This is a genomic window from Cellulosimicrobium sp. 4261, from assembly GCF_040546915.1.
GTDB lineage: Bacteria > Actinomycetota > Actinomycetes > Actinomycetales > Cellulomonadaceae > Cellulosimicrobium > Cellulosimicrobium cinnabarinum.
Window position 1 is genome coordinate 271205 of record NZ_JBEPOQ010000004.1, and the last position, 13343, is coordinate 284547.

The following is a 13343-nucleotide window of genomic DNA, read 5'->3' on the forward strand; positions in this document are numbered from 1 at the left end:
GGGATCCGGCACGTCCGTACTTCTTACGCCCAGGCAATCCCCAGGCAACACAGAGTCCCTAGCGTCGGGCGGGCCAGATGTTCCCCCGACGGAAGGCCCCCTGTTGAGAACGTTCACCCTGACCCTGTCCGGCCGCGCCGTCGCGGCCGTCGTCGCGCTCGTGCTCGCGTGCGCCGCCCTCGCCGCGACGGTCGCGTACACCGTCGCCGACTCCCGGGCGTCGGCCGCCGCCGCGCGCGCCGAGGGTGCCGCGGCACCGGTGCTCGCGGCCGGGACCGCACCGGCCAACCCGCTCGGCATCACGTCCGCGCAGTACGCGACCGCGACGGCGACCGCCGCGGCGGAGAAGCCGAAGGTCGTCGTCGTCGCGACCGGCGGCACGATGGCCGGCAAGGCGACCGGCCGCGACACGTTCACGAGCTATCGCGCCGGCACGTACCGCATGGAGGACATGCTGAACACGCTGCGGCCCGAGCTCGACGCGGTCGCCGACGTCACCGCCGTCCAGTTCGGCAACGCCGGCTCGTCCGGCTACTCGATGGAGCAGTTCCACGCGCTCACGCTCGAGGTGGAGAAGCAGCTGAAGACCGCCGACGCCGTCGTCGTGACGACGGGCACCGACACGCAGGAGGAGTTCGCGTACTGGCTCGACCTCACCGTGCGGTCGCGCAAGCCCGTCGTCACGTCCGGCTCGATGCGCCCGTGGGGGTCGGGCGCCGGGCCGGACTCGAGCCTCGTGTTCGGCACGGACGCGCCTGCGAACCTCTACAACGCGATCAAGGTCGCCGCGTCCCAGCAGACGTTCTGCTTCGGCACGGTGCTCATGCTCAACGACGAGATCCAGGCGGCCCGCGAGGTCACGAAGTCGAACTCGTACCGCACCGACACGTTCCAGACGCGCGAGTACGGCGTGCTCGGCTGGATCGACGGCGACAACGTGACGCTCGGTCGCGCCCCGGCGCGTGTCCTCGCGTGCGACACCGAGGAGTGGTTCACGCCGTTCGACCTCGCGAAGGTCGACCCGAAGAAGCTCCCCCGGGTCGAGATCCTCATGTCCTACCAGCAGGCCGGCGGCGAGGCCGTGACGGCGTTCGCGAACGCGGGCGTGCAGGGCATCGTCACCGCGGGGACGGGCGCCGGCGGCATCTCGTCCGCCATGGGCCAGGCCCGCACCGCCGCGGTCCGCGACAAGGGCGTCTGGTTCGTCTCGACGACGCGCACCGGGTCGGGGTCGTCGTACGGGGGCGGCAACGGCATCATCGCCGGCGGCGACCTGACGGCCGTCAAGGCGCGGCTCCTGCTGCTCCTGTCGCGCGCCTTCACCGACGACTTCGCGACCGCCCAGGGCTGGTTCACGACGTTCGGCAACGCGTCGTTCGACCAGTCCGCGACGGCGGCCACGGTCGGCGCCGAGCCGGGCTCGACGACGGTCCGCTTCTCCGGCACCGCGACGCCGTCGTGCAAGGCCGCGGGCAAGCAGCTCTGGCTGACGGCGTCCGTGACGAACGAGGACACGGTCCCGATCGACGTCCACGTGCAGACCCCCGCGGGCGAGCACACGTTCTCGGCGGTCCCCGCCGGGGAGTCGGCCGAGAAGACGCTCGCGGTGAAGGCGAAGACGCTCGACGCGGGCGAGATCACGCTCGTCGCGACGAAGGACGTCGACGGGCGGGCCGTGCAGACGGAGGCGACCGCCGCCTACCCGGAGACGGCATGCCGCTGACCTCCTGACGCCCAACCCCACCCCGCCGAGCACGAGGACGGCGACCGGATCCGCACCGGTCCGGTCGCCGTCCCCGTGCTCGGTGGCGTCGTGGGCGTCACGGTGGGCGTCTCGGCCGGGGGCCGGTGGCTCTGTCCGGTGCACCTCCCCACGGTTACGCAGGCCTCCTCACGAATCCCGTAGGGTGGGCGCGGCCGCGGCGTCGCGGCCGCCGCCGACGAGGGGGATCCCGTGACCGACCCGACGACCACCACCGCACCGACGACGTTCGTGGTGACCGAGCAGCAGTTCGACGCGATGTTCCCGGAGCGGAACCCGTTCTACACGTACGCCGGGCTCGTCGCGGCGACGGTCGCGTACCCCGCGTTCGCGACGTCGGGCGGCGATCGCGTGGCCCGGCGCGAGGCCGCGGCGTTCCTCGCGCAGGTGAGCCACGAGACGCACGGGCTGGAGCACGTCGTCGAGGTCAGCACCGCGAACTACCCGCACTACTGCGACCCGGCGCAACCGTACGGGTGCCCCGCCGGGCAGGACGCCTACTACGGCCGCGGCCCGCTCCAGCTGAGCTGGAACTTCAACTACCGGGCGGCCGGGGAGGCGCTGGGGATCGACCTCCTCGCCGACCCGTGGCTCGTCGAGCAGGACCCGACCGTCGCGTGGCAGACCGCGCTCTGGTACTGGAACACCCAGCCCGGCACGGCCTCGATGACGTGCCACGACGCGATCGTCGGCGAGCACGGCTTCGCCGAGACCATCCGCTCCATCAACGGCCCGCTCGAGTGCGAGGGCGGCAACCCCCGCCAGATGAACAACCGCGTCCGCCTCTTCCGCCACTACGTGGAGATCGTCGGCACCACGACGGGCGACCACCTCACCTGCTGACCGCCAGCGAGCCCCGCGCCGAACACGACGTCGCTGTCGTCATCAGGCTGATGACGACAGCGACGTCGTGTTCGGCCGCGTGCAGGGTCGTGCTCGGTCGACCGCAGCGGTCAGGGGCAGGTGAGCGCGGCGTACGGGACGACGGCGGTGCGGCCGTCCGCGGTCGCGGTCGCCTCGCCTGCGGGGACGGTCGTGGCGCGGACGGCGAACGACCGGTAGGCCGACGCGCCAGGCGCGACGTCCGGGACGACGTGCGTGCCGTACGGCGTCGCGAGCTCGACGTCGACGGGCGCGTCCCCGGTGCTCGTCGCGCGCACCGCGACGTAGGCCTTGCCCGCGAGGCACCGTGCCTCGGCGGTGACGTCGAGCGCGGGGCCCGCGGCCCCGGCGTCGGGCACGACGGCCTCCCACGGCGTCCGGGCGACGAACACGTCGGCGGCGCCCGCGTTCGTCGTGCCCGCGGGGGCGCCGTACGTGAGCCCGGTGAGCAGCGCGGCGCCGTCGCGACCGTCCGCGGCGGGTTCGGGGGCCGCGAACAGGTTCGCGTCGTCCCACTCGTCCGCGCCGTCGCGCTCGCGCGACCCGGTCTGCGTCGCCTCGCCCGGGGTGCCGTCGGCCGCGACGGGGAACGTCACGACGTCGACCCCGCCGACCGCCGTACCGAGCGCGCCGTACGTCGTGCCGACGACGAGCACCGCGTCGTCGGCGCCGAGCACGCCCGTCACGCCGCGGTCGTCGGTCGACGTCCCGACCTGCGTCGTCCACAGGACCTCGCCCGCGACGTCGAGGGCGCGCACGACGACGTCGTTGTCCCCGAGGTTGCCGTCCTCGCCGAGCGCCCCGCGCGTGTGCCCGACCGCGACGACCGACCCGTCCGAGCGCGCCACGAGACCGTTGACCTGGTCGTTCTCGCTCGTCGCGACGGCGCGCAGCCACTCCCGCTCGCCGTCCGCGGCGTAGCGCGCGACCCAGCCGTCGTTCGCGCCCGCGCGCTCGGCCCCGGGCATCCCGCCGCCCGAGACCCCGCCCACGTACACCGCGCCGTCGGGCGAGGCCGCGACCGCGAGCGCCTTGTCCTCGCCGGGGCCGCCCACCTGGCGCAGCCACAGCAGCTCGCCCGCCGCGGAGACCCGCCCGACCAGCGCGTCCTTGTCCCCGGCGCTCGGCGCGTCGCCGACGGCGCCGCTCGTGTACCCGGCGACGTAGGCGCCGCCCGAGCCGTCGGGTGCGACGGCGTAGAAGCGGTCGGCCGCGCCGGGGTCGCCGGTCTGCAGCGTCCACGCGCGCTCGCCGTCGGCGGTGACGGCCGCGACGAACCCGTCGTCGCGCGTCGTGCCCGCGTGGACGCCGTCGAGGTCCCCCTTCGTGTACCCGGCGACGAGCACGCCGCCGTCCGCGCCCGGCACGACGCCGTACGCGCGGTCGTCCGCGGCCGTCGCGACCGCGTGCCGCCAGACCTCGGCGCCGTCGGCGTCGCGTCGCACGACGACCGTGTCGAGCCCGCCCGCGGGCTCGTACCCGTCCCACGCGCCGGCGAGGTTCAGTGCGACGGCGGTGCCCCCGTCGGGCAGGGCCGCGACCCCGCCCGCGCGGTCGTCGCCCGCGGAGCCGAGGAGCTCGGCGTCCCACGGCACGGCGGGCGTGGTGCGCAGGCGCGCCGAGACGTCGACGACCCCCTCGCGGAACGCGGGCCGCCAGACGTCCCAGTCGTGGCCGCCGTCGAGCACGCGCAGCTCGGCCGTCACGCCCGGGGCGCGGCGCGCCTGGTTGTAGAGGCGCGCGGACTCGAAGTCGATGTCGTGCGTGGCCTCGGCGGGATCGGGGTTGGCCCACTCGTCGTCGCCGACGGCGACGAACAGGTGCACCGGGAGCGCCGGGTCGAGCGCCGCGAGCGCCGCCGGGTAGGACAGCGCGGTGTACCGGTCGGCGTCGAACGGCGCGGTCCCGACGCCGTAGCCGCCGTGGTCGCGGGCCGACGAGTCCGCGGGCGGCTGCGGCACGTACACGGCGGGGCTCAGCACGATGCCCGCGGAGAACGTGTCCTGGTGGGCGAGCGTGAACCGCAGCGCACCCGCGCCGCCCATGGAGTAGCCGCCGACGGCGCGCGCCTCGCGGTCCTCGACCGTGCGGTAGGTCGCGTCGACGTGCGCGACGAGGTCGCGCGTGAACGCCGTCTCGACGGCGGTGCCGGCGCCGGTTCCCGTCGCGTCCCCGGTGTACAGCGAGTCCGTGTACCAGGAGCCGCGGTCGTTCCACGGCGCGTCGGGCATGACGACGACCATCGGCTGGATCTCCCCCGCCCCGATGAGCTCGTCGAGGTCGCCCGTGACCTGCTGCCACGCGGCCTGCGTGTCACCGCGGCCGTGCAGCAGGTAGAGCGTCGGGTACTCCTGCGCGGCGTCGTCGTAGCCGGGCGGCAGGTAGACCGTGTAGTCGATCGGCCCGGCCGCGGAGTCCGCGACCCGCCCCGTCTCGACCGTGCCCTGCTCCGCGGCGGTCGCGGGCAGCGCGAGCGCCGACCCGCCGATCGTCGCGCTCACCGCCAGCGCGGCGAGCGCCGCCGTCGTCCCGGGCCGCCGGTGCGGCCGTCGTGCTGCGTCCATGGTGTCTCCTCGTCGAGATCCGGTGATGACTGCCCCCCTCCCCCTTCCCTCGTCCCGCCGAGCACGACGTTGCTGTCGTGGCCGGGCCGATGACGACAGCAACGTCGTGCTCGACCGGGAGGAGGGTCGTTCTCGCTAGCCGGGCGCGGCGCGGCGCGCGCCTCGGCCGCGTTAGCCGGGCGGGCGGCGGTCCGCCAGCGCCAGCACGGTGCGCGCGCGCTCGACCATCGCGACGTCGAGGAACGTGCCGTCCGCGAGCGCCACGACGCCCGTGCCCGACGCCGCCGCGTCGCCGACGCGCTCGACGACCTCGCGCGCCCGGTCCACCTCGTCCGGGGTCGGGAGGAACGCGTCGCGGATCGTGTCGAGCTGCGCGGGGTGGATCGCGGTGCGCCCGCAGAACCCGAGCGACCGCCCGGCGCGGCACGACGCCGCGAGCCCCTCGAGGTCGCGCACGTGCGTGAACGCGGACATCGCGGGCGACGGCAGCCCCGCCGCCCGGGCCGCGACGACGACCCGGCCGCGCGCCCACGCGAGCCCGGCCTCGTCGTCGACCCGCAGGTCGGAGCGGAGGTCGGCCTCGCCGAGCCCGAGCGACGCGACCTGCGGCGACGCCGCCGCGAGCTCGAACGCGCGCTCGACGCCGAGCGCCGACTCGACCAGCAGGTGCAGCGCGCGCCCGGGCAGCGCCGCGGCGAGCGCGCGCACCTCGTCGGCGGACTCGACCTTGGGCGCGCGCGCCCCGACGGCGAGCGGCAGGCCCGCGAGGGCTGCGACGTCGTCGGCGTGCCACGGCGTCGCGGGGTGGTTGATCCGCACCTGGGCCCCGCGCGCGGCCGCCGCGTCGTCGAGCAGCGCGACGGCGTGCGCCCGCGCCTCGTCCTTGCGCGCCGGGGCGACGGCGTCCTCGAGGTCCACGAGCACGACGTCGGCCGCGGACCCGAGCGCCTTCGCGACCCGGTCGGGCCGGTCCGCGGGGACGTACAGCAGCGTCAGCGGCGGCGCGGCGCCCGGCCGGTCGCCCCGCCCCGTCACACCGCCCCCTCGGCCCGGAGCTCCGCGACGCGCTCGGGCGAGAACCCGAGCTCGCCGAGCACCGCGTCGGTGTCGGCGCCGTGCGCGCGGCCGGTGAAGCGGATGACGCCGTCGTTCTCGGACATCCGGAACAGCGGGCCCTGCATGAGCATCGGCCCGAGCTCGGGGTCCTCGATCTCGTGGATCGTGCCGAGCGCGCGGAACTGCGGGTCGTCGACGATGTCGTGGGCGTCGTAGATCGGCGCGACGGCGGCCTGCGCCTCCTCGAACGCGGCGACGACCTCGTCGCGCGTGCGCTGCGCGATCCAGCCGCCGACGGCCTCGTCGAGCAGGTCGGCGTGCTGCGCGCGCTCGACGCCGCTCGCGAACCACGGCTCGTCGACGATCTCGGGGCGCCCGACGAGGCGCATGACGCGCTCGGCGATGGACTGCGCCGACGTCGACACGGCGACCCACTGCCCGTCGCGCGTGCGGTAGGTGTTCCGCGGCGCGTTGTTCGCGGACCGGTTGCCGGTGCGCGGCTGCACGGTGCGGAGCTGGTCCCAGCGCGTGATCTGCGGCCCGAGCATCGCGAGGATGGGCTCGATGATCGCCGTGTCGACGACCTGCCCGTGCCCGGTGCGCTCGCGCGTCGACAGCGCGACCATGACGGCGAACGCGGTCGCGAGCGACGCGACGCCGTCGGCGAGCCCGAACGGCGGGAGGGTCGGCGGGCCGTCGGGCTCGCCGGTCATCGCGGCGAACCCGCTCATCGCCTCGGCGAGCGTGCCGAACCCGGGGCGGGTGCGGTACGGCCCGACCTGCCCGAACCCGCTCACGCGCGCGAGCACGAGCCGCGGGTTGCGCGCGGACAGCTCGTCGTAGCCGAGGCCCCAGCGCTCGAGCGTGCCGGGCCGGAAGTTCTCGATGACGACGTCCGCGTCGGCGACGAGCGCGAGGAACACCTCACGGCCGCCGTCGCTCCCGAGGTTCGCGGTGACGGTGCGCTTGTTGCGCCCGAGCGTCTTCCACCACAGGTTCACGCCGTCCTTCGCGGCGCCGTGCGTCCGCGACGGGTCGGGCTTCGTGGGGTGCTCGACCTTGACGACGTCGGCGCCCAGGTCGCCGAGGTGCATCGCCGCCATGGGCCCGGCGAACAGCGTCGACGCGTCGACGACGCGCAGGCCCGCGAGCGCGCCGGCGGCGGGGTCGCGCGAGACGCGCGGCGCGTCCGTCATGCCGTCACCTCCGTCGCGTCGTCGGCGAGGTCCCACGCGCAGCGGAATCCGACGGTCGCGCCGCGCGCGAGCCCCAGGCCCGGGACGAGGAGCTTGACCGCGTAGTCCGCCGCGTGGCGCCCGCCCTCGACGTACCAGTCGGAGCCCTCGGCGCGGTGGTCGCTGCCGCCCTTGAGCATGACGAACCGGGTCCGGCCGTCGGAGTGCTCGGAGCCCGTCCAGCTCCACACCGCGGGCTCGCCGCGCGACCAGCCGGGCTGCTCGGCCGCGAGCTGCCACTCGTCCTCGGTGGGCAGGCGTCCGCCGCGCCACGCGCAGTACGCGTGCGCGTCGTCGAGGTCGACGAAGGTCACGGGCTCGTCCTCCGTGCCGGGCGCGGGACGCCCGTCGACCCAGTGCGCGAGGAAGCGGTGCGCGACGGCGGGCGCGTACCCCGTGGCGGCGAGGAACTCCGCGAACTCCGCGTTCGTCACGTCGCGGCCCACCGCCACCGGGGCGGCGAGCTCGCCGTCGCGCTGGAGGGTCCGCGCGTCGTGCAGGCGCGGCGGGAGCGGCTTCCACTCGTCCACGTACGGCGCGCCCTGGTACATCCCGGTCTCGCGCGCGCGGTACCGGACGGTCAGCACGTACGGCCCCGCGGGGACGACGACGGCGCCCGCCCCGGGCACGCCCGTCGCCGCGGGTGCCGCGACGGTCTCGGCCGCGGGAGCGAGACGCCGCGCGAGGCGGTGCGGGAACCGCGCGTCGGGGTCGTGCGGCGCTCTCTCGTCGAGCGCGGCCACGACGTCGCGCAGGTGCGGCAGCCACGCGGGCTCGGGGGCGCCGTCGGCCACGTGCAGCACCGCGGCGATGCCGCGGCCGGGCACGCGCCCGGGCGTGCCGTCCGGGAGCAGCGGGCCGTCGTGGTCCGTCTCGCCGCGGTTGACGACCGTCCACAGGGTCACGCCGTCGAGCTCCCAGCGCGACGCGTAGACACCGGCCTCCTCCGCCTCGGGGGCGAGCTCCGTGAGCGGCGTCCACTCGCCGTCCAGCAGGAGCGGACGCGCGGCGCGCTGGACCGTGACCAGGCGCTTCACCGTCGCCGCGTCGCGCGCCGACCAGCCGACCCACACCCCGAACACGACCTCCCACACCATGACGCCCACGCCGTTGAGCCACGCGGACTGGAGCTCCTCGGAGTGGTCGCGGTGCCAGCGGCGCACGTGGTGCTGCATGTGCCGACGCTCGTACCAGTGCGCGCGCAGCACGCCGGGCACGGGCGAGTCGGCGAAGAACTGCGCCCACGACGACGAGTGGTCCTCGATGCGCTCGACCGGGAGCTTGGACTCGCCCTCCAGGACGATCCCCGGGCGCGCGGCCTCGAGCCGCGCCACGAGCTCCGGCTCGGCCTTCTTCAGCGTGTCGAGGAAGACGCCGTCGGCGCCGAGGTCGCGCACGACGGCCGCGAGCTCGGTGAGGTCGTCGTCGCCGCGACGCGTGCCGACGTCCCACGGGTTGTAGTCGACGAACACGTGCAGGCCCGCGTCGTGGAACGTCCGCACGAGGTCGACGATCCCCGGGACGTCGCGGTAGAAGTCCCACTGGTTGCGGTCGTCGATCCCGATGACGGGGTACGCGTGCCACAGCACGACGGCGTCGAGGCCGCCGAACCGTTCGCGCGCGTCGGCGAGGAACCGCTCCGGCGTGAACCGGTGCTCCTCGAACGAGTACAGCAGCTCGTCCCACAGCCAGACCTGCGCGACCGTCGAGCACCCCGCGGCCCACGCGGCGTCCGGGCGGTCGTACGCGGCGCCCGTGTACCCGTGGCGGCGGCGCGCGTCGTCGCGCCAGGCGGCGAGACGCTCGCGCCAGGCGGGGCGGTCGGCGGGGTCGGCCGGGCCGACGAAGATCTTCGCCTCGTCGAGCGCGAGGGACTGCTCGGGCGTGAGCGGCCCGTCGAGGGCGACCTCGGTCGGCAGGTCGATCGGACGCGGGACGAGCGGGTCGAACGTGTAGGTCATGGTGCCTTTCCTCGGCGGGCCGGGCCCGCGGTCGGACGTGCTGCGGACGGGCTCAGGTCGGTCGGGCGGGGTTCTCGGCGCGCTCGGCGAGCGCGACGACGTCCGCCGCGTCGGGCACGGCGTCCTGCGCCCCGGGGCGGGTCACCGCGAGCGCACCCGCGGCGGCGGCCAGCCGCGCGGCGTCGGGCAGTCCCGCGCCGCGCGCGAGCGCCGCGGCGAGGACGCCGCAGAACGTGTCGCCCGCGCCGGTCGTGTCGACCGCCTCGACGGCGATCGCGGGGACGGTCGTGAGCAGGGGCCCGGCCGGGCGGCGCTCCGCCACGAGGCTGCCCTCTCCGCCGAGCGTCACGACGACGGCCGGCACGCGCTCCAGCAGCAGCCCCGCGAGCGCGCTCGGGTCGGCGTCGCCGGCGGCGCCCGCCAGGTCCGCCGCCTCGTGCTCGTTGACGACGAGCACGTCGAGCGCGGCCCAGACGTCGTCGGGCAGGTCGCGCGACGGCGCCGCGTTGAGGACCAGCAGCGCGCCGGGGCGGCGTGCCGCGGCGGCGGCGCGCACGACGTCGAGCGGGATCTCGAGCTGCGCGAGCACGACGTCCGCCGCGGCGATCCGCTCCGCCTGTGCCGCGCCGACGGTCACGTGCGAGTTCGCGCCGGGCGCGACGACGATCGCGTTCTCGCCGTCGGGCGAGACGGTGATGAGCGCGGTGCCCGTCGCGGCGTCCACGCGCTCGACGAGGTCGGTCCGCACCCCGCCGCGGTCGAGCGACGCGAGCAGCAGGTCGGCCGCGTCGTCGTGCCCGAGCGCGCCGACGAACGTCGTGCCGGCACCGCCCGCACGCGCCGCGCCGACCGCCTGGTTCGCGCCCTTGCCGCCGGGGTTGCGCCGCAGCTCGCCGCCGAGGATGGTCTCGCCGCCGCCGGGGTGGCGCGGCACGTCGACGACGAGGTCGACGTTCGCCGACCCGACGACCACGACCCGTCCCGACCCGCCCGGGACCGTGGCGCCCTGCTCCCCGTCCGCCGTCCTGCTCATGCCTGTGCCTCCTCCGTGGGACCCTGCACGGCTCCCCCGGCCACCACGACCGGGACCGTCGCGAGCGCGACCGTCCGCGCCGCGAGGTCCACGATCCTCTGCTCGCCGCCGGGCAGCGAGGTCGCGATGTGGCCGTCGAGCGGACGTGTCCACCGCTGACCGATGCCGTCGACGCCCTGCAGCGCACCCACCACGCCGCCGACCGTCGCCCCCGCGGAGTCGGTGTCCCAGCCCGCGGTGACGGCGATCGCGACGCTCGCGCCGAAGTCGCCGCGGCCGTCCGCGCCGCGCCCCGCGGTGAGCGCGTAGGCGATCACCGCGGCGTTGTCGAGCACGTGCACCCAGTGCAGGTCGCCGTACGCGGCGTGGATCGTGTCGAGCCCGGCGCGCACGCCCGCCTCGGACGCGTCGCCGTCGCGGCCCGCGTCGCGGCCGAGCCGGATCGCGGCGGCCAGACGGCTGCCCGGCGGCACGACGGCGTCCGCGGCGTCGAGCACCTCGTCCACCGTCTCGCAGACCATCGCCGCCGACGCGAGCGCGGCCGCCCACATCGCCCCGTACACGCCGTTGCGCGTGTGGCTCAGGCGCGCGTCCGTCCACGCGAGGCGCGCGGCCTCGCGCACGTCGCCGGGCGAGACCCAGCCGAGCACGTCCGTGCGGATGAGCGCGCCGATCCACTCCCGGAACGGGTTGTGGTGCGTCGCCGTCTCCGGCACCGGCCGCGCGTCGAGGATGTTGCGGTACGCGGCGCGCTCGGCCGTGAACACCCGGCCCGCGGGCAGCGCGTCGAGCCAGAGCTGCGCGACGTCGTCCGTCGTGAAGCCGCGCCCGTGCCGCTCCAGCAGGGCGAGCGCGAGGATCGGGTAGTTGAGGTCGTCGTCCTCGGGCATCCCGTCGATGTTCTCCTCGAGCGACGTCGGGGCGCTGCGCCGGTTCCACGGCCAGCGCGCGGCGACGTCGTCGGGCAGCCCGACGGCGGTGAACCAGCGGTCGAGGGGCCACCGGCCCGTGGCGCGCAGGATCTCCTCGATCCCGGCGCGCGGGATCTTCTCCACGGGCTTGCCGAGCAGGCAGCCCGCCGCGCGCCCGGTCCACGCGCCGAGCACGCGGTCCGCGTACGCGGCGTCGGCGGCGGCGGTCCCGGTCGACGCACCGGCCGCGATGCCGCCGGAGGACCCGACGGCGCCCGGGCGGGTGGGCAGGCCGGGCGCCGCCGGGAGCGTGGCGAGGATCGCGTCCCAGTCGTCGGGCTCGTGCGGCGCGGGCGCCGCGGGCAGCGCGTCGAGCTCCACGAGCAGGTCGCGTGCGAGCGCGCGCAGCTCCGGGGTCGCGGGGACCGGGCCGGCCCCGCTCACCGCGGGGACGGGGTCGCCGCCCGCAGCGGTCCAGCGCTCGCGCACGTCCGCGAGCGCCGCGGGGTCCTTGCCCTCCGCCGCGGCCTGGACGAGCTCGTGCGCGAGCAGGTCCTCGGGCTGGGCCCAGGTCAGCCTCACGCCCGCTCACCCGCCTGCGCGGCGAGGGCCGCGCCGTCGACGGGCGCGCTGCCGAGCTCGGCGAGCGCGCGCAGGCGGGCGGTCGCGCGCTCGCGGTCGGCCCGCAGGATGTCCTGCGCGGCGGACGCCATGAGCCGCCCGGTCTCCCGGACGTCCATGCGGCTCGCCTCCTCGATCGCGTCGAGCCACTCGTCCGGCACGACGGCGGTCCCGCCGAGGCCCGCGCACACCGCACCGGCCATCACGGCGATCGAGTCGGCGTCGCGCCCGTAGTTCACGGCGCCGAGGACCGCGCCACGGAAGTCGCCGCGGTGCCCGAGCACGAAGCCGAGCGCCGCGGGCAGCTCCTCGATGGACTTGGTGCGCGACGGGCGTCGCGCGTCCATCGACATCTGCCGGTACGCGGGGCCGACGGAGTCGAACGGCGCGACCGTGTCGCGGACCAGCCGCGCGAGGGCGCGCTCCTCCTCGTCCGTGGTGGGCGCCGTCGTCCAGCCGTCGAACGCCTCGACGACGGCCTGGAGCGCGGCGGCCGTGCCGTCGTGCGCGACGTCGAGCGCGGCGTGCACGACGTCGTCGACCGTGGCCCCCGGCGCGACGGACGCGGCGACCATGGCCGCGAACACGCCCGCGGCCTCGCGGCCGTAGCTCGACTGGTGCGCCCCGGTGAGGTCGATCGCCTCGGCGTACGCGCCGCGCGGGTCGCCCGCGTTCGCGAGGCCGACGGGCGCGACGTACATCGCGGCACCGCAGTTGACGACGTTCCCGACGCCGGCCTCGCGCGGGTCGACGTGCCCGTAGTGCAGGCGCGCGACGATCCACTTCTCCGCGAGGAACACGCGCTGGAGCAGGAGGGCCGTGGACTCGAGCTCGGGGATCCAGCGCGGCTCGCCGATCATGAGGGGCACGAGGTCCTCGGCCATCGCGTACGCGTCGAGGTGCTCGCGGCGCTTCGCGTACACCTCCACGAGCGCGCGCGTCATGAGGGTGTCGTCGGTGATGTGCCCGTCGCCCTTGTGGTAGGGCGCGATCGGACGCGCGTCCTGCCAGTTCGGGTACCAGGGCTCCACGATCCCCGTCACGCGGCCGCCGTGGCGCTCCTCGATCTGCTCGGGCGTCCAGCCCTCCGTGGCGCCTCCCAGCGCGTCCCCCACCGCCGCTCCGGTGATCACTGCCACCGCTCGGTCGTCCAGCCAGGTCACGATCCACTCCCTGTCGATCCGTCTCGGCGCGTCGCGCCGGTGCGACCCGTGCGGGTCGCGGTTCCCGGCCGGGCGGTCGCGTGCGCGGCCGCCCGGCCGCTGCTGCTCGGTGCTCGCCGCGACCCGGTGTCGCGGAGCCGCGGCGAGCGACCGAG

Annotated in this window: 9 protein-coding genes; 2 read left to right on the forward strand and 7 right to left on the reverse strand. The window is 76.2% G+C overall.

Annotated features, from left to right (window positions below; translation table 11 throughout):
• The first annotated feature begins 103 nt into the window (after window positions 1–103).
• Together ABIE39_RS07545 and ABIE39_RS07550 are read left to right on the forward strand one after the other, a co-directional pair.
• Window positions 104–1723 carry an asparaginase gene (locus ABIE39_RS07545; RefSeq protein WP_354051145.1) on the forward strand — a complete coding sequence of 540 codons (1620 nt, stop codon included), beginning with the start codon at window positions 104–106 and terminating at the stop codon, window positions 1721–1723.
• Window positions 1724–1954: 231 nt separating this feature from the next.
• Complete coding sequence (locus ABIE39_RS07550) at window positions 1955–2605, forward strand: chitinase (RefSeq protein WP_354051146.1); 651 nt, start codon at window positions 1955–1957, stop codon at window positions 2603–2605.
• A gap of 110 nt (window positions 2606–2715) precedes the next feature.
• Here the strand turns inward: ABIE39_RS07550 and ABIE39_RS07555 are convergent, their stop codons facing one another.
• From ABIE39_RS07555 to ABIE39_RS07585, 7 genes are all read right to left on the reverse strand, one after another.
• Complete coding sequence (locus tag ABIE39_RS07555) at window positions 2716–5208, reverse strand: alpha/beta hydrolase-fold protein (protein ID WP_354051148.1); 2493 nt, start codon at window positions 5206–5208, stop codon at window positions 2716–2718.
• Window positions 5209–5379: 171 nt separating this feature from the next.
• A complete protein-coding gene (locus ABIE39_RS07560) occupies window positions 5380–6243 on the reverse strand; it encodes an HpcH/HpaI aldolase/citrate lyase family protein (RefSeq protein ID WP_209828941.1) in 864 nt (287 codons plus the stop codon).
• Window positions 6240–7460, reverse strand: coding sequence for a CoA transferase (locus ABIE39_RS07565; RefSeq protein WP_175009680.1), 1221 nt, complete (start codon window positions 7458–7460; stop codon window positions 6240–6242). The genes ABIE39_RS07560 and ABIE39_RS07565 overlap by 4 nt, the downstream gene beginning before the upstream one ends.
• Entirely contained in the window at window positions 7457–9460 is a 2004-nt protein-coding gene (locus ABIE39_RS07570) for an SUMF1/EgtB/PvdO family nonheme iron enzyme (protein ID WP_354051151.1), read from the reverse strand. The genes ABIE39_RS07565 and ABIE39_RS07570 overlap by 4 nt, the downstream gene beginning before the upstream one ends.
• Before the next feature lie 52 nt (window positions 9461–9512).
• A complete protein-coding gene (locus ABIE39_RS07575) occupies window positions 9513–10493 on the reverse strand; it encodes a PfkB family carbohydrate kinase (protein WP_354051153.1) in 981 nt (326 codons plus the stop codon).
• Window positions 10490–11986, reverse strand: coding sequence for an ADP-ribosylglycohydrolase family protein (locus ABIE39_RS07580; RefSeq protein ID WP_175009683.1), 1497 nt, complete (start codon window positions 11984–11986; stop codon window positions 10490–10492). The genes ABIE39_RS07575 and ABIE39_RS07580 overlap by 4 nt, the downstream gene beginning before the upstream one ends.
• Window positions 11983–13188: an ADP-ribosylglycohydrolase family protein gene (locus ABIE39_RS07585; RefSeq protein ID WP_354051155.1), complete on the reverse strand. Its 1206-nt coding sequence runs from the start codon at window positions 13186–13188 to the stop codon at window positions 11983–11985. The genes ABIE39_RS07580 and ABIE39_RS07585 overlap by 4 nt, the downstream gene beginning before the upstream one ends.
• Window positions 13189–13343 lie beyond the last annotated feature (155 nt).

Excerpts from the sequence above, each read along its gene's own strand:
- ABIE39_RS07555 (WP_354051148.1), bottom strand. The coding sequence starts at position 5,208 with ATGGACGCAGCACGACGGCCGCACCGGCGGCCCGGGACGACGGCGGCG.
- ABIE39_RS07565 (WP_175009680.1), bottom strand. The coding sequence starts at position 7,460 with ATGACGGACGCGCCGCGCGTCTCGCGCGACCCCGCCGCCGGCGCGCTC.
- ABIE39_RS07570 (WP_354051151.1), bottom strand. The coding sequence starts at position 9,460 with ATGACCTACACGTTCGACCCGCTCGTCCCGCGTCCGATCGACCTGCCG.
- ABIE39_RS07575 (WP_354051153.1), bottom strand. The coding sequence starts at position 10,493 with ATGAGCAGGACGGCGGACGGGGAGCAGGGCGCCACGGTCCCGGGCGGG.